The sequence below is a fragment of the Terriglobia bacterium genome (assembly GCA_020072645.1).
Classification (GTDB): Bacteria; Acidobacteriota; Terriglobia; order Terriglobales; family Acidobacteriaceae; genus Angelobacter.
This window is the reverse complement of record JAIQGK010000012.1, coordinates 35,700-55,414: the sequence shown is the minus strand read 5'-3', so window position 1 is coordinate 55,414 and position 19,715 is coordinate 35,700. Positions and strand designations below refer to the sequence as shown.

Sequence of the window (19,715 nt, the reverse complement as noted above, 5' to 3'; positions counted from 1 at the left end):
ACAACAAATTCCTAATCGCTTGAAAACTACTTCCACGAATCTCGAAGACCCCACCCCGGCGCAACCTACCGGGCCCACTCCGGAAAACACCGCTGAAATGCCCGTGTGGCTGCAGCGGGTCTTTGTGGTGGTATATGTTTTATTCTGCATCGAATTAGGATTGGTGCTGATCGTGCTTCCCTGGACGCGGTTCTGGTTCAGCGATGGATGGACATCACAATGGGCCGGCTTTCAGAATTTGGTGCAATCGGGTTTTGTACGCGGAGCGGTCTCCGGGCTCGGCCTGCTGGATATATGGCTGGGAGTGGTGGAAGCTGTACGGTACCGCGATCGAGTTTGATCGGGCATTTTTAGCACATTTATTAGCAGACAGATTGAATGGCAAACAGTAATAAAAATCCTGACGATGAAGGGTCCTTGCCGGAGCTGCTTCCCGCTCCCATGGCTTACCTCAATCCTGAGTTCCTGAACAGCCCGGACGGACGGTTGCTGCGCATCCTTTCGGAATACCAGGAACCGCTATCACGCTTCCGGCGCGAAAAGATCCAGGATACGGTGGTATTTTTTGGCTCCGCGCGCTTTGCCAGCCTGCCCGACGCGCAGAATGCCCTGACGATCCTGGAAAAGCCCGGATCAGCTAAACCAGCTTCACCAGAACAACAACCCGGCGGCAAAGATGGCGATGCCCTGCAAGCAGCCCTGAAGCGCGCCCATGCCGGAGTGGAGATGGCGCGCTATTACGAAGAAGCGCGCCAACTAGCCGCCAAGCTTACGGAATGGACGCTCACACTGCCCGGCAGACGCCACAGGTTTGTAGTGACCTCTGGCGGCGGTCCGGGAATTATGGAAGCGGCGAACCGTGGCGCGCGCGAAGCCGGCGGAAAGACGATTGGGCTGAATATCCGGCTGCCGTTTGAGCAGTATCCGAACCGGTACATCACGCCGGAACTGAATTTTGAGTTCCATTATTTCTTTATGCGCAAATACTGGTTTGCGTATCTGGCTAAGGCGCTGGTGGTCTTTCCTGGAGGCTTTGGCACGCTGGACGAATTTTTTGAAATTCTTACGCTGGCGCAGACGCACAAGCTGGCCAAAAAAATCCTGGTGATCGTCTATGGCCGGGAATACTGGAACCGCGTGCTGAATCTTGAAGCGCTGGCCGATGCTGGGACCATCTCCCCGGAAGACGTGAACGGCTTTACCGTGGTGGATACCCCGGAAGAAGCATTTGAGGTCCTGAAAGAAGGCTTGACCAAGTTCCATCTGCAACCGCAGCCTGCAAAACACGCGGCAGCGGATGAAGGCCCGGAGATCGCAAAGACGCTGCCGTGAAAATCGGCATTTAGTACTTGGTATTTGGTATTTAGCAATTCCTGAAAGATCCAAGCGGCTTCTTTGAATCCAGAGTGCAGTTTTCGAGTCACACGCTAAGTACCAAGTACTTAAATACCAAGTACTGGCTAAGCCGCTTTCCGCTCTTCCAATTCTTCAACTTTCTTTTCCACGTGCTTGATCTCAACGCGGTCTTTGCGGATATCGAGACGCAGGTGAGCGTAAACGCTCATGTATTGGTTGGCAATCCAGACGAGCGCGAAGAGGGCGATCAGGTAGCCGCGCCAGTCAGGGAACAGCAGCTTGTAATGTGTGAGCACGAGGAAAAACGCCGTTACGTAATGGCTGAAGCAGAATTCGCAGGTAAAGAGGAAAAAGAACTTGCGGCACGCAGGATTGGGATGGCTCTCACTCTGGCGGACGCAATATTCGCGCGGCTCGCGGAAGACCTCTTCATGCGTGACAGTCCAGGCGATGCAGGCAATGGGGAGCGCAAGCGCAAAAAGCCATACGAGTTGCAGCGTGAGAGGCACTCTTAAGAGAGTAGTTTTGCGCCTGCCAAGTTGCCTTGCGGAGCCGGTCGTGCCAATTACAATGCTGGCCAGTGCCCTTGCAGCTTTACTACATCACGGACCGGCGGCAGTTTCCCGGTGATGGCCATGAGCAGGAACAGCGGCTGCTGGCGAAAATTGCCGAGTGCGCCGCCGCTGGGGTGGAATACATACAGCTGCGGGAAAAAGACCTGGAGACTCGAACGCTGGAAGCCTTGGCGCTGAAGGCCATGACGGTGCTTTCAGGATCGCGAACGCAGTTGTTGATCAATGCGCGAACCGATGTGGCGCTGGCCTGCGGTGCGCATGGCGTACATCTTCCGGCGAATGATTTATCGGCGAGCGAGGCGCGATCTATATTTGCGCGCGTGGGGAAGAGTGAGCCGGTGATTGGGGTTTCCACGCATTCGGCCGCTGAAGTGGCAAGCACTGAAGCGCATGGCGCAAGCTTTGCCGTGTTTGGGCCGGTGTTTGAGAAGAGCGGCTCGGCGAATTTGGAAGGTCTGGAGCAGTTGCGGCGGATATGCCATCGCACAGAAGCAGCGCAGCCGCGGATGCCGGTCTGGGCGCTGGGCGGAATTACGCTGGAAAATGCGGGGCAGTGCGCGGCGGCAGGAGCGGCAGGAATCGCGGCGATACGGCTATTTCAACAAAATGATGTGCAAGCGATCACGAGGAAGCTACGATCTATGCAGGCCTAAAAGATACTGCTTCCTGTTGTCGGCTGCAGTGGCGGGCGAAATTCAAGTAGCTTGCGCTTAGCGCCGCGTTTCCAGGCGGCGATTGTCTTTGATCAGCCAGTTCAAGAAAGCCGAGACAAGGCTGAGGACAATCGCGCCAAGCAGGGCGGCGGTCCAGGTATGGACAATGAATCCTGGAGTGACTGAGGCAGCCATCTTGAGCATGATGGCGTTGATCACGATCAGAAAGAGGCCGAAGCTGAGAATCGTTAAGGGAAAGGTGATGACCTTCAGCACCAAGCCCAGCGTCGCGTTTACAATTCCGAAAACGATGGCTGCGATCAACGCTGCGCCGAAGCCGTGCAACTCAAAGCCCGGAACGATGTACGCGACGATCAACAAAGATACAGCATTGATAAGCCAGCGCAGCAGCAGTCGCATATTGTTCCGTCCTCTCTGGCAGAATGCCTGAATACATTATTGCAAAGAATTACTTCACAAACACGGCTTTCGGCATCATTACGTGCACTCCCTTATTGCCGTCCACCAGCTCCGTGATGTCCACGTCGCCTGCGACGCTGGTGAGCATGTAAGCATCATCGCGGGTCATATGTTTGGCGCTGACGAGGAAATCGATCATCTCACGCACGGCAATGCGCGTGGCCTCATGCAGCTCAGGATGAAAGCCCATGCTGATGTAATGAGTGGGCGTCTCAGCGCGCGGATATTTCTGTCCCGTGCCTTTGTGCACGATGAACTCCAGCGTTCCGACCAAAGAAGTTTCCAGCGCGGTGATGTCCACTTCACCATTGCCCTGGCCGGCGTGTCCGTCGCCGATTTCAAAGAGCGCGCCGCGGGCATGCACCGGCAGAAACAGCGTGGTTCCGGCGACGAGTTCTTTGTTGTCCATGTTGCCGGCGTGTAGGCTGGGAGGAGCGCTGTCAATGCGGCCAAAACCTTCCGGCGGCGCAACGCCCATGCTGCCAAAAAACGGATGCAGAGGAATCTCAATGCCGGGCGCAAATTTGGCGACCATGCGGTCTTTGTCGAGCGGGATGATCTTCATCTTGCGATAAGGAAAGTCTTCCGGCAGAAAGCCGCGCGTGGGGCCAAAGGCGTTGTAAGCGTAAGGAATGGCCAAGTCGATTTTCTGAATGCGGACTTCCAGCGTATCGCCGGGCTCGGCTTCTTCAATATAGACAGGGCCATTCAGGATGTGTCCGCCGGGGCCTTTATTGGTTACTTCTTTATAAATATCGCGCAGGCTCTGCTCCACCTGGTCAGGCGCGACTCCGGCTTTCTCCAGCCCCGTGGGACTGTTGGTGATCAGCGTGTCGAACTCCACGGTGTCACCGGAGTGTATGCGCAGGACCGGGGGCGCGGCTGCATCGTAATAACCCCAGGCAACGGTCTTGGGCGTGGCCGGCAGCTTGAAATGTTGCGGCGGGCGTTGTTCGTGCGAACCCAGCGGCAGGCCGGGTTTCATCTGTGTCGCGGCCAAACCGGGAACAGCCAGAATCAGGAAGAAGAGAGAGCGCATGTGCCTCCAAGAAGTGAAGGGAGAATGCTTACACAGGCGAGAGGCAAAGAGCAAGAGTTTGGCGCGAGCAGGGGGAGCTTGATTGGAGATGGGGAACTCTAGATGGAAAGCCGACGGGATTCCGTCGCCTCTTCAGGACACGATTGCTTTCACTCCCATCCATGATTCTTTTGCTAAGCTACGTGCCCATCAACCCATTCATCTCCTCATATGGCACTGCGCCTTCTGTCAGCGCCTTAAATGTTCCGGAGGTTTTGGCTTCTTCGGCCATGCGGCGCAGCAGGCGCATGGCTGCGCGATGCGGGCCGGAGCCATAGCTCACGCGCTTGACTCCGAGCTTTGCCAATTCGGGGATCGACGGCACGCCCGGGCCAGCCAGAATATTGATCGCGGGCTCCTGATGAACGGCGCGCAGATAATCGATGACTGTCTTGATGTGCTCGGGGTTGCGCAGGCCGGGAATAAAGATGCAGTCGGCACCGGCCTGCAGATAGGCTTTGCCTCGCTCAAGGGTGTTGCGCATGGCCTCAGCGGGTTCGACGCCGGCTTGCCAATAGGCGTCCGTCCGGGCATTGATGACGAGATGAATTCCTGCCGCCTGGGCCGCGTGCCGTGCGGCCTGAATGCGCGCGATTTGTTCCTGCAAAGGAAACAGCGGATTGCCGTGGCGGACAGCCTCGGCATTTTTAGAATCGGCGGTTTGATGAACGGGGTTGGCGGGCATTACGTCTTCTAAGTTCACGCCCACGGCGCCTGCCTGAATGATCTGGGTGATGGAATTTTCAAGGGCTGTAACGTTGGCGGCGAAGCCGGATTCAATATCCGCAGTGACGGGCACTTTGACGGCGCGGCAGACACGGGCGACAGCCTCAAGCATCTGCGCCCAGGGAAGGTACTGCCCATCTGGGAAGCCGAGAGCGTTGGCCATGGCGGCGCTGCTGGTGGCGATGGCGGGCAAACCGCAATGCTCAACCATGGCGGCGCTGGCTGCGTCCCAGACATTGATGAGGACGAGCGGTTGCGGGGCGTGATGCAGCTCAAGCAGCTGCTCAGCTTTTTGTGCGAGCGTGAGCGTGGCAGAAGACACAGTTGCAGAAGGCTGAGAAACGGGCGTGCGAGGTTCAGGAGTCATAACGAAGGAATGATAGCGGAACGGCAGGAAAGAGGTGGTTACTCTGGCTAAATGTCATAGACGGTAGCGGCTTTAAAGAGGTTGACGGCGTTGCTAGGTTGTGATGTCTCACAATTACCTTTACAAAGAGTTGGCCTCGATACTTGCTTGCCCAAAAGATTATTCCGCGCAGCCGAGGGCGGCTGCGGTCCACAATGATTTGTTTATTGCATGCATTGTCCGAGTTATTTCAGAGACACCACACTAGGTTGTAATGTCTCTCGCGAGAACTTCCAAGATGCAGTATGCATAGAAGAAAAATCCTCGTGGCCCGCAACGGCTAAAGCCCGCTATCTCTAAAGCAGCGAACCGTAGGCCCTACCAAGCCCGACACTTGGGCGCAAAGCCTGCAAATCCCAGAAAAAAGCGATCCTCGCGTAACTTCCAATCAATACCTTTCCGTGCTTTCGGGCTGATGCCAGAAAATATATTCGCTTTATTTTCAATGGCCTGCATGCTGTTGCAAGAAAACATCTATTGACTGTTATATAGTGTTATAGTTAAGTATAACAGTAATCGCGGTCAGCCGGGCCGCTTGAGAAAAAGGAGATTTATATGAAATCGCTTCGCTTGACTCTTTGCGTGGTTCTGATGTCGATGCTTCCACTTTCAATTTCCACCTTGGCTTTTGCCCAGGCTGACGCGCACCAGCATTCTGCTCAACCCAATGCGCCAAAGTCTGACGCGCAAAAATCTTTCGATCAACTTAAGACTCTCGCCGGTAACTGGCACGCCACAGTCACCACCGACCCGCCGGTGAAAGAAATGGGCAATGGCGCGATCGGCGATGTTACTCTGCGCGTGACCTCCCGCGGCAACGCGCTGGTGCATGAAATGGGCGAGATGGGAAAAGACGATCCCACCAAGTACGACCATCCGGTCACCATGTTTTATCTGGATAACGACCGCCTGATCCTCACGCATTATTGTGACGCCGGCAACCGGCCCCGCATGGCGGCCAGGACGTCGCCGGACGGCAAAACCCTGGAATTCGATTTTCTTGACGTCGCCGGCAACACGCAGTATGGCCATATGGAACACGCGGTTTTCACCTTTATCGACGCGAACCATCACACCGAGGACTGGACCTTTAAGATGAAGGGCGACAAGCTGATGCATGCGCACATGGACTTGCAGCGCGTAAACAAACAAGCGGAAATCTCACAGAAATAACTGGAAAACCTGATGGACCGTGAATGGAATGACAGCCAGCCGATATACCGCCAGCTGCGGGACCGCGTCGTCGCAATGATCCTCGACGGAGTCCTGAAAGAAGGCGATCCGCTGCCCTCGGTGCGCACCGTCGCCGCCGAATATCGGGTCAATCCGCTCACGGTCCTCAAGGGTTATCAGCAACTGGTAGACGATGGCCTGGTGGAAACCCGGCGCGGGCTTGGCATGTTTGTGAATCCCGGCGCGCGCGATTTGCTGCTGCAAGGTGAGCGGCAGAAATTTCTAACCGACGATTGGCCGAGGATACGGGAAACCATTCAACGACTTGGCCTGAAGGTGGAACAACTACTGAACGGCGACGGCCCAGCCCAATCTTCTTCCGATTCCGCACCCCAAAAAACCGACGACTCGAATCCCCCCGGCTCGAATCCCACAAAAAAAGAGGAGCGCTGAAGCTATGGCATGCATAGAAGCTCGCGGTCTCCGCAAATCATTTGGAACCACTGTCGCGCTGGACGGTATCAACTTGCGCGTGGAAGATGGCCGTATTCTCGGCATCATCGGCCCCAACGGCGCGGGCAAAACCACCGCGCTCAACGCGATTCTTGGCCTCACTCCCTACCAGGGCGAACTGCGCGTACTTGGGCGTAACCCATGGACCGAGCGCGATGAGCTCACGCGCGATGTCTGCTTCATCGCCGATGTCGCCGTGCTGCCGCGTTGGATCAAGGTTTCTCAGGCGCTCGACTACGTTGCCGGCGTGCATCCGCGCTTTGATCGCGCCAAGGCAGAGAGCTTTCTCGCCCGGACAACCATCGGCCGCGACCGCAAGGTGAAGCATCTGTCCAAGGGCATGGTGGCACAACTGCATCTCGCATTGGTGATGGCCATCGACGCGAAATTACTGGTCTTGGACGAGCCCACGCTAGGCCTCGACCTTCTCTATCGCAAACAATTTTACGATTCGTTGCTGAATGACTACTTTGATCGCAACCGCACCATTGTGGTCACCACGCACCAGGTGGATGAGCTACAGAATGTCCTCACCGATCTTATGTTCATGGATCGCGGCCGCATTGTGCTGGATTGCAGCATGGAAGAGATCGAGTCGCGTTACGTGGAAGTCACGGTGAATCCCGCGCAGGTTGCGGCAGCGCGTGCGCTCAAACCGATTCATGAGCGAGAGACGCTTGGCCGCAGCGTGATGCTGTTTGATCGTGTCGACCGCGGACAACTGGCCGCTCTGGGAGAAATGCGCACGTCCAGCATCGCTGACTTATTCGTTGCCGTGGTGGGCAACCATGCAGGCCAGCCGAAAGGAGCCGCTGTATGAACACTCCAAACATCGCCATGCCAGAACCTTCGCTCAGCACGCAGGCAAGCGTTCCCCGGACGATCTCTTATGCCCAGGGCTTTTACTGGTCTGTGCGGCGTGAGCTCTGGGAGAACCGCCTGATTTATATCGCGCCGCTCGCTGCAGCCGTCATCTTCCTGATCGCTCTCCTGATTAATTTGATTACTCTGCGGCACCGCATGCACGGCAGCACGTGGGCCATCAACCTGCGGGACCTTCAAAAGCCATTCGCCTTGCCCCACGAATTATCAGCGGCCCTGATCATGGGGATCGCTCTTGTCGTGGGAATCTTTTACTCGCTGGACGCGCTCTACGGCGAACGTCGCGACCGCAGCATCCTCTTCTGGAAATCGATGCCGGTCTCCGATCTCACCACAGTTCTTTCCAAGTTTGCGATTCCGCTGTTGATTATCCCGGTGCTCTCTTATGCCATCGCGGTGGTTACGCAGTTCATCATGCTGCTGCTGGCCAGTGCTGTATTGGTCGGAAGCGGCGCAAACATCGCCGCACTGTGGACACAACAGTCTTTCTTTCGTTCCACGCTCGACCTCTTTTACCACATGCTCACCGTTCATGGGCTCTGGTACGCGCCTCTTTACGCGTGGCTGCTGCTGGTCTCCGCCGCGGCGCCGCGGGCGCCATTTGTATGGGCCGTCCTGCCGCCCTTCGTGATCTGGGGCGTGGAAAAAATTGCCTTCAATACCACGTATTTTCTGTCGTTGTTAAAAGTACGGCTGATGGGGCCACCGGATCCCGAGATGACGATGTCCCGGAATGCGGATCTCATGAGCACGCTTATTCCGCACCATTTCTTTGGCCAGCCAGGACTCTGGGCAGGACTGGCGGTTGCTGCGGTGTTTCTAGCCATCGCTGTACGCCTGCGCCGCTATCGCGGGCCGATCTGATTGGCCGCTGTGATAGCTTGATCAGGAAACAAAATGGCGATCTACACCGTCAACGAGTCACAACGCAAAGCCGCTAAAGCAGCCGGCATCCTATACCTGTTCACAATCCTTATTGCGAACCTTACTGAATTTTATGTACGCGGCTGTTTGATCGTGCGGGGAGATGCCCTTCACACCGTCGGCAATATTGCTGCGCATGAGCAGCTTTTTCGGATTGGCATCGCCGGCGATCTGGTTATGTTAGCCGCCAGCGTCATGCTGGTAGTGGCTCTATACGGCATACTCAAGCCTGTTAACAGGACGCTGGCCCTGCTTGCAGCGTTCTGGCGTCTGGTGGAATGCGCCATCGCTGCGGCCACGGTTGGGACCGATTTCGCGGCAGTGCACTCTCTAACCAGCTCCAATTCCTTGCCAGCGCTGAACACGGAGCAGTTGCAATCGCTGGCCCGATTGTTGATCAGCCTGGATGCCGGCGGAAATCGGGTTGCCGCCTTGTTCTTTGGACTCGGTTCGACCATGTTCTGCTACCTTTGGTTCAAGTCGCGTTATATTCCTCGGCTGTTGGCAGCCTTGGGGATTCTTGCGTCTCTGGTGCCGACGTTAGTGCCTTTGTCCACTATTGTGTTCTCTTCTTTAGCTGATGCTCCGCTGCGTAGGGCCCGCTCAGGAATCCCGATTGCTATCTTTGAAGTGATTGTGGGACTTTGGCTGCTGATTAAGGGGATCAATGCGCCCACGCCAACCAAGTCCAGTACCTCATACGGCCCATCGTCCTCAGCAACTTAGCGCGCCTACAATATCCGCGCCCCTCATTCGTCTACACGGGTAGAGGGATGTCGTGGCGAGCGTAGATCACATGGCACTCGAACAGGACCAGCGGATTTCCGAAGTGGTGAAGCGGGAAGGTTCCCGGTTGCGCAACTTCATCCGCCGGCGCGTGGCTGATCCTCGCGACGTTGAGGACGTTCTTCAGGATGTCTTTTACCGGCTGGTAGAAGCCAATCGCCTGCTGATGCCGATTGACCACGTTACCGGCTGGCTTTTTCGCGTGGCGCGCAATCGCATTACCGATCTCTTCAGAAAGAAGACGCCGGAGCGCTTTAGCGACACGGCGGTTGAAGGCGAAGAGGGCGAGCTGTTACTGATCGAAGACCTGTTGCCTTCGCCTGATGCCGGGCCGGAAGCGCTCTATTTCCGTAATCTGCTTCTGGATGAACTGGAACTTGCGCTCAATGAACTGCCTGACGAGCAACGGGAAGTGTTCGTCGCACATGAACTGGAAGGGCGCAGCTTTAAGGACTTGGCGGAAGAAACCGGCGTGAGCGTGAATACGCTGCTCTCGCGCAAACGCTATGCGGTGCTGCAACTGCGCGAGCGTTTGCGAAGTATTTATGACGAATTATGAAGCCATAATTTTTGAAAGCATGAGGTAACTGATATGACCAGAGGAAAGCGAAAATTATTTTGGGTTGTTCCGGCGGCAATTGTAGGTATAGCGCTCTTTGTCTTCATCGGCGGGGAAATCGTCATGCGCCTGTGGAATTGGCTGCTGCCAATGTTGTTCGGCTGGCGACAGATTACCTTCTGGCAGGCCATTGGAATTCTGGCGCTGTGCCGGATTCTTTTTGGCGCACATGGTTTTCGCGGGACTCGTTCCAATATGCGTCGCCGCATGCAGGAGCGCATGGATGAGCGCTGGGATCGCATGACGCCCGAAGAGCGTGAACGGTTGCGGCAGAGCTGGCGCGGACGTTGCGGCTTTGGTCCATCCGCTGGCGAAGGCCAGGGACAATGAAGCTGCGCCTGGGGCGCACTCCTCGGAGCTTCCTATCAAAGCGACTGTTTGCCCACGATATGGACCATCGGAATAATTGCAGTTGATGGAGGCAGCAAAGGCAACTCCGAGGGATGATGAGGTCCTGATGAACTCATGCCGAATCTACGCCATGACCAGCGTAAATCCGCGATATGATCCTGATTACAAAATCATGCTTGTTTCCCGCAATGCTCTATCGATCGGAGAAAACAAATTCCTACTCCGCTGATTAATTATTGGCCATATGCAGCCATGTACTGGGCGGTGTTTGCCTGGGCGTACATTCCGGAGTTCATCCTCAATCTGCGCACACGCTCGCTGCTCGGGCCGCAGGACGCAGGTTCATTTCGCCTCGTGATGGCGCTACAGGGGCTGGCGATGGGCGCCGGCTTCGCCATCGCGTTCAATATCCGATTTGGCATGCTTCGTCACCAGCGCTTCTGGTTTTGGATCGGGCTTGGGACCATGATTACAGGAAGCTTGTTGCGGCGCCACTGTTTCCGCATGTTGGGGAAGTCCTTTACCGCCGTTGTCGTAGTCAATCCCGGCCAGCAAATCATTGAACGGGGCGCTTATCGCTGGGTGCGGCATCCGTCTTACACGGCCGGCATGCTGCTGTTCGCCGGAAGCATGCTTGCACTGGGCAACTGGCTGAGCGTGGCAATCGTTCTGAGCGGCGCCATCCTGGCTTACACCTATCGAGTGCGCGTGGAGGAACGCGCGTTGCTTGAGACCCTGGGCGCACCCTATCGCGCCTACATGCAGCGCACCAAGAAGTTTGTTCCAAAACTCCTGTGAAGCTCAACAAAATGAAACCGCGGACCCTCGCGATTGACGCTGATCTGCGCAAATCCGTGTGATCCGCGGTAAATACTTCTCGCTTTGCCTCAGTCACCGAACTTCGATTCAACTCGAGGCAATTTCGGCAATTAACTCGCTTCCGCTTCCTTCTCCACCGTAACCTTGATCTTGCTGGTCACGTCGCGATGCAGGCGCACCGGCACTTCAAACTCGCCCAGGCTCTTGATCGGCTCATTGAGCTGCAGCTTGCGCCGGTCAATGTTGAAACCCTTGCGCTCCAGCGCTTCAGCAATGTCAGACGTGGTGACCGATCCAAACAGATGATCTTTCTCGCCGACTTTGCGCTGGAAGCTCAGTGCGGTGCCATCCAGTTGTTGCGCCAGTGAGTCGGCAGCGGTTTTTTCAACAGCTGACTTGCGCACGGCAGACTGCTTCATCTGCTCGATCACGACGCGGTTGGCCGCAGTGGCTTCAATGGCCAGCTTGTGCGGCAACAGGTAATTGCGGCCGTAACCTTCGGCGACTTTCACAACTTCGCCACGGTGGCCCAGCTTGGGAACATCTTCTTTCAGAATGACTTCCATTTCAGAATCTCCAGTTAGCGGGCTAAAGCCCCAGTTCGTTTTCGACCGCTGACGACACGACTAAAGTCATGCCCTGACACTTGTATGGTGTCTCCAAACTTTCGGTGAACGCCACACGCAGTAACGAAAGATGAAATTCACCTTTGCTGTTCTCTGCGCCTCCGCGATGAATCGTCTCTCTACCGCGCGGCAAACGGCAGCAATGCAATATTGCGCGCCCGTTTGATCGCAGAGGTTAGCCTGCGCTGGTGCGGCGTGCACACCCCGGTCAACCGCCGTGGAACGATCTTGCCCCGTTCCGCCACAAACTGGCCGAGCAAGCGCACATCCTTATAGTTAATGTCGTCGATCTTTTCCACGCAGAACTTGCAGACCTTTTTGCGACGGAAAAATTTCCGTCCGCCGCCTTCGCGGCCACCCGGTCCACGATCGGGTCGCGGACCATCCGGCCTTCCGCCCTGCGGCCGGGGCGATGGTGTTGATACTTCCTGATTGTCGTCAGCCATGTTTCTCCTTCAAGCAGCGCGCTCCACGCGCGCAAATCTTTTTCTTTTATAAGTTCATTTCCGGTTCAAAAGGTCCGGTTTTTCAATCTTTGGCTTGCTTCATCGAAGCTGCCAGCACATCGGCGGCAAAGGCTAATTGCCAATTGCTAACTGCTAATTGCTTCCGCCGCCGCTTCCGCCTGCTGTGATCCTGCCGGCGGTCTCTTTACTTTGGCTTCGCGCAGCTTCCGCACTTTGTCCAGCCGCTGTTTTTCTTCGTCGGTACGCACGGTAATGAATTTGATCACCGGCTCAGAGACGCGCAGGCGGCGCTCCAGTTCGTGTATGGCCTTGCCGTCAGCCTGCAGGACAAACAGCACGTACTGGCCGTCAGAAAATTTCTTGACGTCATACGCCAGGCGCCGCTTTCCCATCTTTTCCGTGTTCTGTATCGTTGCCCCGGCCGTGGTGGCATGGCCTTGCAGCGTTGCAATCAGCTTGTCCATGTCTTCTTCCAACAGGTCAGGCCGTACAATAAACATCACTTCATAAGATCTTTGCATGTCTTCTCCGTTTGTCGCTTCGCTCCAAACCGCTTTAGAGCCTGGTGTACCGTAAGCTCCTTCCGCACTTGAAGCGCGCCGCTCAGCGCGTGAACCGGCTTCGCGGCTTTAGATTTCAAAAAATTGCGGTCTTACTAAGTACCGCTCTCACTGTTCTTCCGGTTAAATCTATTCATGGCGATCAGGATGCCTTCATTCACAATCACCTGCATCGCTTCCGCACTCAGGTCCAGCGCTTCATCCACTGCCACCATCTGCGACTTGCGAAAAGGCGCGAGTATATATTTCGCTCCGCCTTTTCGCGGATCATCTGGCGCTACGCCAATCCTGATCCGCCCAATTTCTTCGGTCTGCAGCGCATTAATGATCGACTGCATTCCGTTGTGCCCGGCCGACGAACCCCGCGCCCTGATCCGGATCATTCCCAGAGGCAGGTCAAGCTCGTCATAAATCACCATCAAGTCCCGCTGCGGTTCAACTTCATACTTCCTGACCAGCTCCAGTACTGACATGCCGCTCAGGTTCATGTAAGTCTCCGGCTTGGCCAGCAGGACCTCTTCGTTTCCGATTCTGGTCCTGCCCGTCAGCGCCTTGCAGTGCCGGTTATCGATCATTACTCCGCACTGCTCGGCGATCCGGTCAACGGCAAGAAAGCCAATATTGTGGGGCGTGAACTGGTACTCGATACCAGGATTTCCCAACCCAACGATCAGCTTCACCGCGGCTACTTCTTCTCTTTGCCGGCAGGAGCTTTTTCGGCTTCAGCGCCCTCTTCCGTCTCCTGCTTGCCCTTCTTAATAACTTCAGGCTCAGCCGGACCCGCTGCCGCAGCTTCCGCTGCTGCCTCAGGCGTTGCCGCAACTTCTTCCTTCACAGCCGTCACGTGCGCCACGCCCTGGTCTTCAGGGGTAATGAACTTGATCTTGCCGCCATGTGGCAGATCCTTTACGCGCAGCACCACGCCAAACTCCAGCGTGGAAACATCCGCATCAATGTGGCTTGGAATATCGCCCGGCAGGCACTCAATTTCCACTTCACGGATGATCTGGTCCATGATTCCGCCCTGCTGCTTCACGCCCGGGGCTTCGCCCACCAGATGGATTGGCACCATTACACGCATCTTTTCGTCCATGGCAATGCGCTTCAGGTCAATGTGCAGGATGCTGCCGCGGATCGGCTCAAACTGCCAGTCCACGATCATGGCTTTGGTCTTCTCGCTGCCAACCTGGAGGTCAAAAATCGTGTTGTGGCCGCTCGCAGAAGACAGGATCCGTGAAATCACTTTGGGATCAACGCTTACCGCCACGGTATCTTTCTTGGCGCCATAAACCACTGCCGGCACGCGGCCGCTCACGCGCAAACGCCGCGCTTCGTTTTTGCCGCGCGAACTGTCCGGCCTGGGTTGGGCTTCAACAACTTCTACCTGTGCACTCATTTGTCTCTTCCTTCTTCTCCGCTTCCCTCAGACGCTCATGCAAACAGCGAGCTGACGGAAGTCTCTTCGTGTATGGATTGGATTGCGCGGCCCAGCAGGCCGGCAATCGACAGAACTTTGATCTTGGGCTCGTTCTTTGCCGCGCCCGTAAGCGGAATAGTGTTGGTGACAATCACCTGTTCCAGTTGCGACTTCGATATGCGGTCAATTGCCGGCCCGCTCAGCACCGGGTGCGACGCGCAGGCATAAACCTTTGAAGCTCCGGCGCTCATCAGCGCATCCGCCGTTTTCACCAGAGTGCCTGCCGTGTCAATAATGTCATCGATAATCAAGCACGTCCGCCCGCGCACGTCGCCGATCACGTGCATTACCTCGGCCACGTTCATGTCCGTGCGACGCTTATCAACAATGGCCAGCGCGGCGTCAACTTTCTTGGCAAAGAAGCGCGCGCGCTCCACGCCGCCCGCGTCCGGTGAAACCACGGTCAGGTTCGGCAACTGCATCTTTTTGAAGTAGTCCACCAGCACCGGCGAAGCGAACAGGTGGTCCACCGGAATATTGAAGAAGCCCTGAATCTGCGGCGCGTGCAGATCTACCACGAGCGCGCGGTGCGCACCCGCCGTGGTAAGCAAATCAGCAATCAACTTTGATGACACCGGAACGCGCGGTTTGTCCTTGCGGTCCTGGCGCGCATAGCCGTAATACGGAATCACCGTGGTAATGCGCCGGGCCGATGCGCGCTTCAGCGCGTCCACCAGCAAAAGCAGCTCGAGCAAATGTTCATCCACGGGGAAGCACGTGGGCTGCACGACGAACACGTCGGCGCCGCGCACGTTTTCCATAATCTGGATGTAAACCTCGCCGTCAGAGAAGCGCGTGACCGTCGCTTTGCCGCGTTCCATGCCCAGGAAGGCGCAAATCTCGTCGGTCAGGGCCTCGTTCGCTGTGCCGCAGAAGATCTTGAACTTATCGTCTGCGCGCGAGCGTTGAGGTTTGTGCTCCTTCGGCTGCATTTCCTGCTTTTTCTCCGGTTTTTCCGTTGCTGTCGCTATCGTCGCCATGGCTTTTTCACTCCGTATGAGCTGGTTTGCTACACACTGGATTGCTGTTTACTCACAGAGCCTCCGGACTTGATTGAGCCCAACTCTGCAAGCAGTGACTATGCTGCAACTTAAAACTGTCCGTCGCTAACAGGCATCGCGCTTTCCCGATCACGGCGATCACGCGCGATCTCGGCGATTAACTTGGCTGGGCCGCTAGGATTCGAACCTAGACAAAGTGCTCCAAAGGCACTTGACCTACCATTAGTCGACGGCCCAAAAAACTCGTGTGGCACAGTCGCCCTCGGCTGTGCGGTTCTGGCTCTCCGATCACCCGATCACGGCGATCACCGGATTACCCGATCTCCAAAAGGGGCACCCTTCCCCCTCCTACTCAACTAGGAATCTAAAGGGCTTACACATTTCAACCCCGGGGATACGATCAAAAACCGCACACCATCCACGCTCAATCGGGCGTGAAACAAGTTTTGTACATCCACAACCGCTGGTTTCCGATCACCCGATGACGGCGATCAACAGATCACCCGATCTCTCGTCACCCGATCTTTTCCGCGCGGCGCTCGCCCGCCCCAAACAGCTCTTTCCAATATTCTGACCGGGGCAACGTTACCGTGGCCTGCGCCGGAATATCGTTTGCTTCCAGCTTCTTTACTGCCTGGTTCGCTGATTCCTGGTCGGCAAAAAGACCAAACACCGCAGAACCTGACCCCGATAGCGACACGTACTTCGCCCCAGACCGTTCAAGCGCACGTTTGACCTCGCGTATTGCGGGATACTTAGGGAAAACGACACTTTCAAAATCGTTTTCAATCCCGGTACGGACAAGGTCGAGAAGCAGTGCCTCGGCCCGGTCCCGGCCTTTGCCTGGGACACCGGTTGCGGTAAAACTCCCGTTCAGCCACTCGTAAATCGTCCGACTGAACGTATTTATTCTATCTAAGCTCTCTTTGTCCGTCAATTTCACATCGGCCAACTTCCGGTCAGCCAATGCTGCGGCGCATTTTTTGTCCCAGTCCGCAAACGCCGCCGGCGTTGAGACGCCTGCTTCCGGCGTGGCAATCACGCAGTGGAAGCTGGGCAGGTCTTCCAGCGGATAAACCTGCTCCCCGCGTCCCGTTCCCAGTACCGTGCCTCCCACCAGAAACAGCGGCAGGTCAGACCCGACCTCGGATGTAATCCGCAGCCGCTCTGCTGCCGACAACGGTTGCCTCAACTCTTTTTCCAGCGCCAGCATCGTGGCGACCGCATTGGACGAGGCCGCGCCCAGACCGCCCTGCACCGGCAGGCGCTTCTCAATCGATATCCTTACCTTGCCGCGCACTTTCAGTGACCGCAACATGCGGTCGGCCACGCGCCAGCAGGTGTTGCTCTCGTCGTCGGGCACGCGCGGATCTTTGCACGCAATCTCAATGCCCACGCCCTTGTTCACGTCCACCCGCACCTGATCGCTCAGCGCGACTGTCTGATAAATGGTGCGCAGCTCGTGAAATCCATCTTCACGCAGCGGCCCAATTTTCAAACCGAGATTGATTTTGGCAAAGGAACGGACAGAGGTGGCCATACTGTGTCTGGCAATGATAAATCAGAATGTTGTTTTTTCCCGTGACTCAGCGGGCAGCTTTTTTCTGAAACCTCGAGCTTGGCGAGGGGGCCTTATAGCACCAGAGACGACCCGGGTAGGCGTCTCTATTTAACGGTGTTCTCTTTGCAAAAAGTAATCCATCACTGCGGGCCGCATTTCAACTGGGGAGCCCGTGCTTTCCCCAGCGGTTAGCGAAGTGTGTGGACAGAATCTTTCCCCTTGGAACAACAACCGCTATAGTGCTATTTCGCATACCTTTGAATTGAACGCGTGGCCACCCTGGCATCATCTGGCTGGCAGGTAATGTTTTTATGAAAAAAGCTGAGGAAAAACCGCGATTCTATTATGTCGACGAAGCTGGCGATCCGGTATTTTACGGTAAGGGAAAGAAGGTAATCGTTGGAACCGAGGGATGCTCAAAGACATTTTCTGTTGGTTTTCTACGAACGTACGATCCTGAATCAATTCGCAGTAAATTGGCGGATGTCCGGTTAGAGATACTGAATGATCGCTACTTGAAAGACATTCCTTCGATCACCAAGAGCCAAAGGGCTTTTCATGCCAAGGATGATTGCCCGGAAGTGCGGAAACTAGTGTACTCGGCACTGGATAAAATGGATTTCGGGGTCCAAGTGATCGTGGCGAGGAAACGGGAGTTTACATTCAGAACTACTCACAAAGGTTCCCAGGACCGCTTTTATGACGATTTGATATCACGGTTATTCTCAGCACAACTGCATTTGGCGCATCAAAATACGATCACCTTTGCTCGCCGTGGCAATAAAGCCAGACAACATTCCCTCAGGGCTGCGGTTGAGTCGGGATTGAAAAAGTTTAGGAGTAAATACGTAACTGCAGCAGTGACGAGTGTCCAAATAGAGACGCGTCAACCAGCTCAGGAATCGGCTTTACAGGCGGTCGACTATGTACTTTGGGCGGTGCAAAGGGCGTTCGAAAAAGGAGAGATGAGATACTTTGAATACATGCGGGACAAAATTGAGTTGGTTTGGGATATCTATGACATCCATAAGATTGGCCAAAAAGAATCAAGTGTTTATGATCGAAAGAGAAACCCATTCGACATAAAAAAAGCCAGTTCCCTTAGCTAAGCCGCACTAAAGCGGCAACGGCATGCAGCCGACCTTCACTAAGGCGAACCAGCACCTTTATGATGCAGCACATGCCAATATCGATGCAAGTATAAAAGTCACCTCTGGCATTTACGCTCGTCAAATGGCTGGGTACATTTATTTGTAACCCTTGCATGCACGCAAGCACAGCGTCAAAAGACACGGATTCTCCGGAGCTCTCATTTCACGATCTGTCCCCGTGATTTGAAAGGTTAGAACCCGTCACCGAGCTGGCCAAGCCGTTTGACATGAGCATGCCTGCCATTTCCAAGCACCTGAAAGTGTTGGAGCGTGCCGGACTGATTGCCCAGGGACGCGAAGCGCAATGGCGTCCGCGCCGCCTGGAGCCAACCGCGCTCAAGGAGTGCATGACTGGGTGGAGCACTATCGCCAATTCTGGGAGCAGAGTTTTGACCGCCTTGATGCGTATCTGCAAAGGCTCAAAAAGAGCAGCTGAAACTGAAGATCTCAATTCCAACGCCAAAAAAGTCGATGGTCTGAAATCAAAGGGCGGGAAATCGCAACGCCCGGAACGAGAAAAGATTCATGAGGAGAAAAAGCATGTCCACACTCAAAGAAAAAATAATCCAGCCGCGGTAACGCCTGATCGCGAGATCGTTATCACGCGTGTCTTTGATGCGCCGCGTGAACTGGTGTGGAAAGCCCGGACCGACCCTGAACACCTGAAGAACTGCGGGGGACCCAAAGGGTTCACAATGCTCAGCTGCAAAATGGACCTGCGCCCGGGCGGCATGTTCCATTACGGCATGCGCACGCCAGACGGCCATGAGATGTGGGGCAAATTTGTTTTTCGTGAAATTGTTCCGCCGGAGCGGCTCGTCCACGTTGTCTCATTTTCAGATCCGCAGGGCGGCGTTACTCGCCATCCCATGAGCGCCACCTGGCCGCTGGAAGTGCTGAACACCATGACATTGACGGAGACGAACGGCAAGACCACCATGACGCTCAACGGCGTTCCTATCAATGCTACGGAAGAAGAGCGCAGGACGTTCCAGGAAGGTCGCGGATCAATGCAGCAGGGCTTTAAGGGAACACTGGACCAACTGGATGCTTACCTGGTAAGCGTACAGAAGGAACGCAGTCTTGATGCGTTGCAGAAAGAAAATTTGGCTGGGCCGCCTACCTTGTTGCGGAAAAGCAGCCCAGCCACAAACGCTACGCCGACTTGCGGGTCGTGCGGGCAGGGAAGTTGATGATCTTTCCGCGCAGCTCTTCAGGAGTCCACTGTTTGTTGGACAACGGAAAATTTACCGGAACGTAAAACACAATCAATTTCGCCATCACATCCTCCTTGCCGGTGATCCCAAGCCGTCTGGCAGCGTTCTTAAGGAGCCACCGCAGAAATCTGTATTTACTCAATCTCATATCAGCCTGGTCCATCGCTCTACCTATTGGTCTAGCAAGCTGAGTGCCACTTACAAAAACACGGAAACAAAGAGAGAGTTGTTCGCCAGCGTGCGTGAAAAGACTCAAGTTTGGTAAAGCAATGTGCGTTTTGACGCAAATAAATTGCATCTTTCGCCGGCGGCAC

At 55.4% G+C, this 19,715-nt stretch carries 24 protein-coding genes, 1 tRNA gene and 1 pseudogene; 14 read left to right on the top strand and 12 right to left on the bottom strand.

Annotated elements, in window-relative coordinates; translation table 11 throughout:
* The first annotated feature begins 19 nt into the window (after positions 1-19).
* Positions 20-340, top strand: coding sequence for a hypothetical protein (locus LAO76_16645; GenBank protein ID MBZ5492551.1), 321 nt, complete (start codon positions 20-22; stop codon positions 338-340).
* Between the two features lie 38 nt (positions 341-378).
* The gene (locus LAO76_16640) at positions 379-1,332 is read left to right on the top strand and encodes a TIGR00730 family Rossman fold protein (GenBank protein MBZ5492550.1); all 954 of its coding nucleotides are present in this window, start codon (positions 379-381) and stop codon (positions 1,330-1,332) included.
* 128 nt (positions 1,333-1,460) lie between these two features.
* On the opposite strand, the gene LAO76_16635 is transcribed toward LAO76_16640, so the two are convergent.
* On the bottom strand, positions 1,461-1,865 hold the full coding sequence (locus LAO76_16635; protein MBZ5492549.1) for a hypothetical protein: 405 nt from the start codon (positions 1,863-1,865) through the stop codon (positions 1,461-1,463).
* Between the two features lie 71 nt (positions 1,866-1,936).
* Here LAO76_16635 and LAO76_16630 point away from each other — a divergent pair, with 71 nt between their 5' ends.
* Entirely contained in the window at positions 1,937-2,584 is a 648-nt protein-coding gene (locus tag LAO76_16630) for a thiamine phosphate synthase (GenBank protein ID MBZ5492548.1), read from the top strand.
* Between the two features lie 57 nt (positions 2,585-2,641).
* Here LAO76_16630 and LAO76_16625 read toward each other — a convergent pair whose 3' ends face one another.
* From LAO76_16625 to LAO76_16615, 3 genes are all read right to left on the bottom strand, one after another.
* Positions 2,642-3,004 (bottom strand): phage holin family protein, encoded by a 363-nt coding sequence (locus LAO76_16625; protein ID MBZ5492547.1) that lies wholly within the window; start codon positions 3,002-3,004, stop codon positions 2,642-2,644.
* Between the two features lie 49 nt (positions 3,005-3,053).
* On the bottom strand, positions 3,054-4,049 hold the full coding sequence (locus LAO76_16620; protein ID MBZ5492546.1) for an acetamidase/formamidase family protein: 996 nt from the start codon (positions 4,047-4,049) through the stop codon (positions 3,054-3,056).
* Between the two features lie 232 nt (positions 4,050-4,281).
* A complete protein-coding gene (locus LAO76_16615; GenBank protein MBZ5492545.1) occupies positions 4,282-5,235 on the bottom strand; it encodes an isocitrate lyase/phosphoenolpyruvate mutase family protein in 954 nt (317 codons plus the stop codon).
* A 627-nt stretch (positions 5,236-5,862) separates the two neighbouring features.
* Here LAO76_16615 and LAO76_16610 point away from each other — a divergent pair.
* From LAO76_16610 to LAO76_16575, 8 genes are all read left to right on the top strand, one after another.
* Complete coding sequence (locus LAO76_16610; GenBank protein MBZ5492544.1) at positions 5,863-6,447, top strand: hypothetical protein; 585 nt, start codon at positions 5,863-5,865, stop codon at positions 6,445-6,447.
* A gap of 12 nt (positions 6,448-6,459) precedes the next feature.
* On the top strand, positions 6,460-6,900 hold the full coding sequence (locus LAO76_16605) for a GntR family transcriptional regulator (protein ID MBZ5492543.1): 441 nt from the start codon (positions 6,460-6,462) through the stop codon (positions 6,898-6,900).
* Between the two features lie 4 nt (positions 6,901-6,904).
* Complete coding sequence (locus LAO76_16600) at positions 6,905-7,780, top strand: ABC transporter ATP-binding protein (GenBank protein MBZ5492542.1); 876 nt, start codon at positions 6,905-6,907, stop codon at positions 7,778-7,780.
* On the top strand, positions 7,777-8,706 hold the full coding sequence (locus LAO76_16595; protein ID MBZ5492541.1) for an ABC transporter permease: 930 nt from the start codon (positions 7,777-7,779) through the stop codon (positions 8,704-8,706). The genes LAO76_16600 and LAO76_16595 overlap by 4 nt, the downstream gene beginning before the upstream one ends.
* 33 nt (positions 8,707-8,739) lie before the next feature.
* Positions 8,740-9,492 (top strand): DUF4386 domain-containing protein, encoded by a 753-nt coding sequence (locus tag LAO76_16590; GenBank protein ID MBZ5492540.1) that lies wholly within the window; start codon positions 8,740-8,742, stop codon positions 9,490-9,492.
* Between the two features lie 70 nt (positions 9,493-9,562).
* Positions 9,563-10,111 (top strand): sigma-70 family RNA polymerase sigma factor, encoded by a 549-nt coding sequence (locus LAO76_16585; GenBank protein MBZ5492539.1) that lies wholly within the window; start codon positions 9,563-9,565, stop codon positions 10,109-10,111.
* 33 nt (positions 10,112-10,144) lie between these two features.
* Entirely contained in the window at positions 10,145-10,501 is a 357-nt protein-coding gene (locus LAO76_16580) for a DUF3106 domain-containing protein (protein MBZ5492538.1), read from the top strand.
* Between the two features lie 273 nt (positions 10,502-10,774).
* Positions 10,775-11,320: an isoprenylcysteine carboxylmethyltransferase family protein gene (locus LAO76_16575; GenBank protein ID MBZ5492537.1), complete on the top strand. Its 546-nt coding sequence runs from the start codon at positions 10,775-10,777 to the stop codon at positions 11,318-11,320.
* 131 nt (positions 11,321-11,451) lie between these two features.
* On the opposite strand, the gene rplI is transcribed toward LAO76_16575, so the two are convergent.
* The 8 genes from rplI to ispE form a co-directional block, all read right to left on the bottom strand.
* Positions 11,452-11,907 carry a 50S ribosomal protein L9 gene (rplI, locus tag LAO76_16570; GenBank protein MBZ5492536.1) on the bottom strand — a complete coding sequence of 152 codons (456 nt, stop codon included), beginning with the start codon at positions 11,905-11,907 and terminating at the stop codon, positions 11,452-11,454.
* A gap of 179 nt (positions 11,908-12,086) precedes the next feature.
* The gene (gene rpsR, locus LAO76_16565; protein ID MBZ5492535.1) at positions 12,087-12,413 is read right to left on the bottom strand and encodes a 30S ribosomal protein S18; all 327 of its coding nucleotides are present in this window, start codon (positions 12,411-12,413) and stop codon (positions 12,087-12,089) included.
* Between the two features lie 146 nt (positions 12,414-12,559).
* Positions 12,560-12,955: a 30S ribosomal protein S6 gene (gene rpsF, locus LAO76_16560; protein MBZ5492534.1), complete on the bottom strand. Its 396-nt coding sequence runs from the start codon at positions 12,953-12,955 to the stop codon at positions 12,560-12,562.
* 134 nt (positions 12,956-13,089) lie between these two features.
* A complete protein-coding gene (gene pth / locus LAO76_16555) occupies positions 13,090-13,674 on the bottom strand; it encodes an aminoacyl-tRNA hydrolase (GenBank protein ID MBZ5492533.1) in 585 nt (194 codons plus the stop codon).
* Between the two features lie 5 nt (positions 13,675-13,679).
* Positions 13,680-14,390 carry a 50S ribosomal protein L25 gene (locus tag LAO76_16550; GenBank protein ID MBZ5492532.1) on the bottom strand — a complete coding sequence of 237 codons (711 nt, stop codon included), beginning with the start codon at positions 14,388-14,390 and terminating at the stop codon, positions 13,680-13,682.
* A 35-nt stretch (positions 14,391-14,425) separates the two neighbouring features.
* Positions 14,426-15,451, bottom strand: coding sequence for a ribose-phosphate pyrophosphokinase (locus LAO76_16545; protein ID MBZ5492531.1), 1,026 nt, complete (start codon positions 15,449-15,451; stop codon positions 14,426-14,428).
* A gap of 184 nt (positions 15,452-15,635) precedes the next feature.
* Positions 15,636-15,709 (bottom strand) — tRNA-Gln (locus LAO76_16540).
* A 277-nt stretch (positions 15,710-15,986) separates the two neighbouring features.
* On the bottom strand, positions 15,987-17,012 hold the full coding sequence (ispE, locus tag LAO76_16535; GenBank protein MBZ5492530.1) for a 4-(cytidine 5'-diphospho)-2-C-methyl-D-erythritol kinase: 1,026 nt from the start codon (positions 17,010-17,012) through the stop codon (positions 15,987-15,989).
* Positions 17,013-17,344: 332 nt separating this feature from the next.
* On the opposite strand from ispE, the gene LAO76_16530 reads away from it, so the two are divergent.
* From LAO76_16530 to LAO76_16520, 3 genes and pseudogenes are all read left to right on the top strand, one after another.
* A complete protein-coding gene (locus LAO76_16530) occupies positions 17,345-18,142 on the top strand; it encodes a DUF3800 domain-containing protein (GenBank protein MBZ5492529.1) in 798 nt (265 codons plus the stop codon).
* A 269-nt stretch (positions 18,143-18,411) separates the two neighbouring features.
* Positions 18,412-18,620: pseudogene (locus tag LAO76_16525) on the top strand (ArsR family transcriptional regulator).
* Positions 18,586-19,377 carry an SRPBCC domain-containing protein gene (locus tag LAO76_16520; protein ID MBZ5492528.1) on the top strand — a complete coding sequence of 264 codons (792 nt, stop codon included), beginning with the start codon at positions 18,586-18,588 and terminating at the stop codon, positions 19,375-19,377. Before LAO76_16525 ends, LAO76_16520 begins: the two are co-directional and overlap by 35 nt.
* Positions 19,378-19,715 lie beyond the last annotated feature (338 nt).

Coding starts and splice junctions, on each gene's coding strand:
- LAO76_16600 (MBZ5492542.1), top strand. CDS start 6,905: ATGGCATGCATAGAAGCTCGCGGTCTCCGCAAATCATTTGGAACCACT.
- rpsR (MBZ5492535.1), bottom strand. CDS start 12,413: ATGGCTGACGACAATCAGGAAGTATCAACACCATCGCCCCGGCCGCAG.
- LAO76_16620 (MBZ5492546.1), bottom strand. CDS start 4,049: ATGAAACCCGGCCTGCCGCTGGGTTCGCACGAACAACGCCCGCCGCAA.
- LAO76_16550 (MBZ5492532.1), bottom strand. CDS start 14,390: ATGAGTGCACAGGTAGAAGTTGTTGAAGCCCAACCCAGGCCGGACAGT.
- rplI (MBZ5492536.1), bottom strand. CDS start 11,907: ATGGAAGTCATTCTGAAAGAAGATGTTCCCAAGCTGGGCCACCGTGGC.
- LAO76_16625 (MBZ5492547.1), bottom strand. CDS start 3,004: ATGCGACTGCTGCTGCGCTGGCTTATCAATGCTGTATCTTTGTTGATC.
- LAO76_16615 (MBZ5492545.1), bottom strand. CDS start 5,235: ATGACTCCTGAACCTCGCACGCCCGTTTCTCAGCCTTCTGCAACTGTG.
- LAO76_16640 (MBZ5492550.1), top strand. CDS start 379: ATGGCAAACAGTAATAAAAATCCTGACGATGAAGGGTCCTTGCCGGAG.
- rpsF (MBZ5492534.1), bottom strand. CDS start 12,955: ATGCAAAGATCTTATGAAGTGATGTTTATTGTACGGCCTGACCTGTTG.
- LAO76_16595 (MBZ5492541.1), top strand. CDS start 7,777: ATGAACACTCCAAACATCGCCATGCCAGAACCTTCGCTCAGCACGCAG.
- LAO76_16575 (MBZ5492537.1), top strand. CDS start 10,775: ATGTACTGGGCGGTGTTTGCCTGGGCGTACATTCCGGAGTTCATCCTC.
- LAO76_16520 (MBZ5492528.1), top strand. CDS start 18,586: ATGCGTATCTGCAAAGGCTCAAAAAGAGCAGCTGAAACTGAAGATCTC.
- LAO76_16605 (MBZ5492543.1), top strand. CDS start 6,460: ATGGACCGTGAATGGAATGACAGCCAGCCGATATACCGCCAGCTGCGG.
- LAO76_16580 (MBZ5492538.1), top strand. CDS start 10,145: ATGACCAGAGGAAAGCGAAAATTATTTTGGGTTGTTCCGGCGGCAATT.
- LAO76_16530 (MBZ5492529.1), top strand. CDS start 17,345: ATGAAAAAAGCTGAGGAAAAACCGCGATTCTATTATGTCGACGAAGCT.
- LAO76_16585 (MBZ5492539.1), top strand. CDS start 9,563: ATGGCACTCGAACAGGACCAGCGGATTTCCGAAGTGGTGAAGCGGGAA.
- ispE (MBZ5492530.1), bottom strand. CDS start 17,012: ATGGCCACCTCTGTCCGTTCCTTTGCCAAAATCAATCTCGGTTTGAAA.
- LAO76_16590 (MBZ5492540.1), top strand. CDS start 8,740: ATGGCGATCTACACCGTCAACGAGTCACAACGCAAAGCCGCTAAAGCA.
- LAO76_16545 (MBZ5492531.1), bottom strand. CDS start 15,451: ATGGCGACGATAGCGACAGCAACGGAAAAACCGGAGAAAAAGCAGGAA.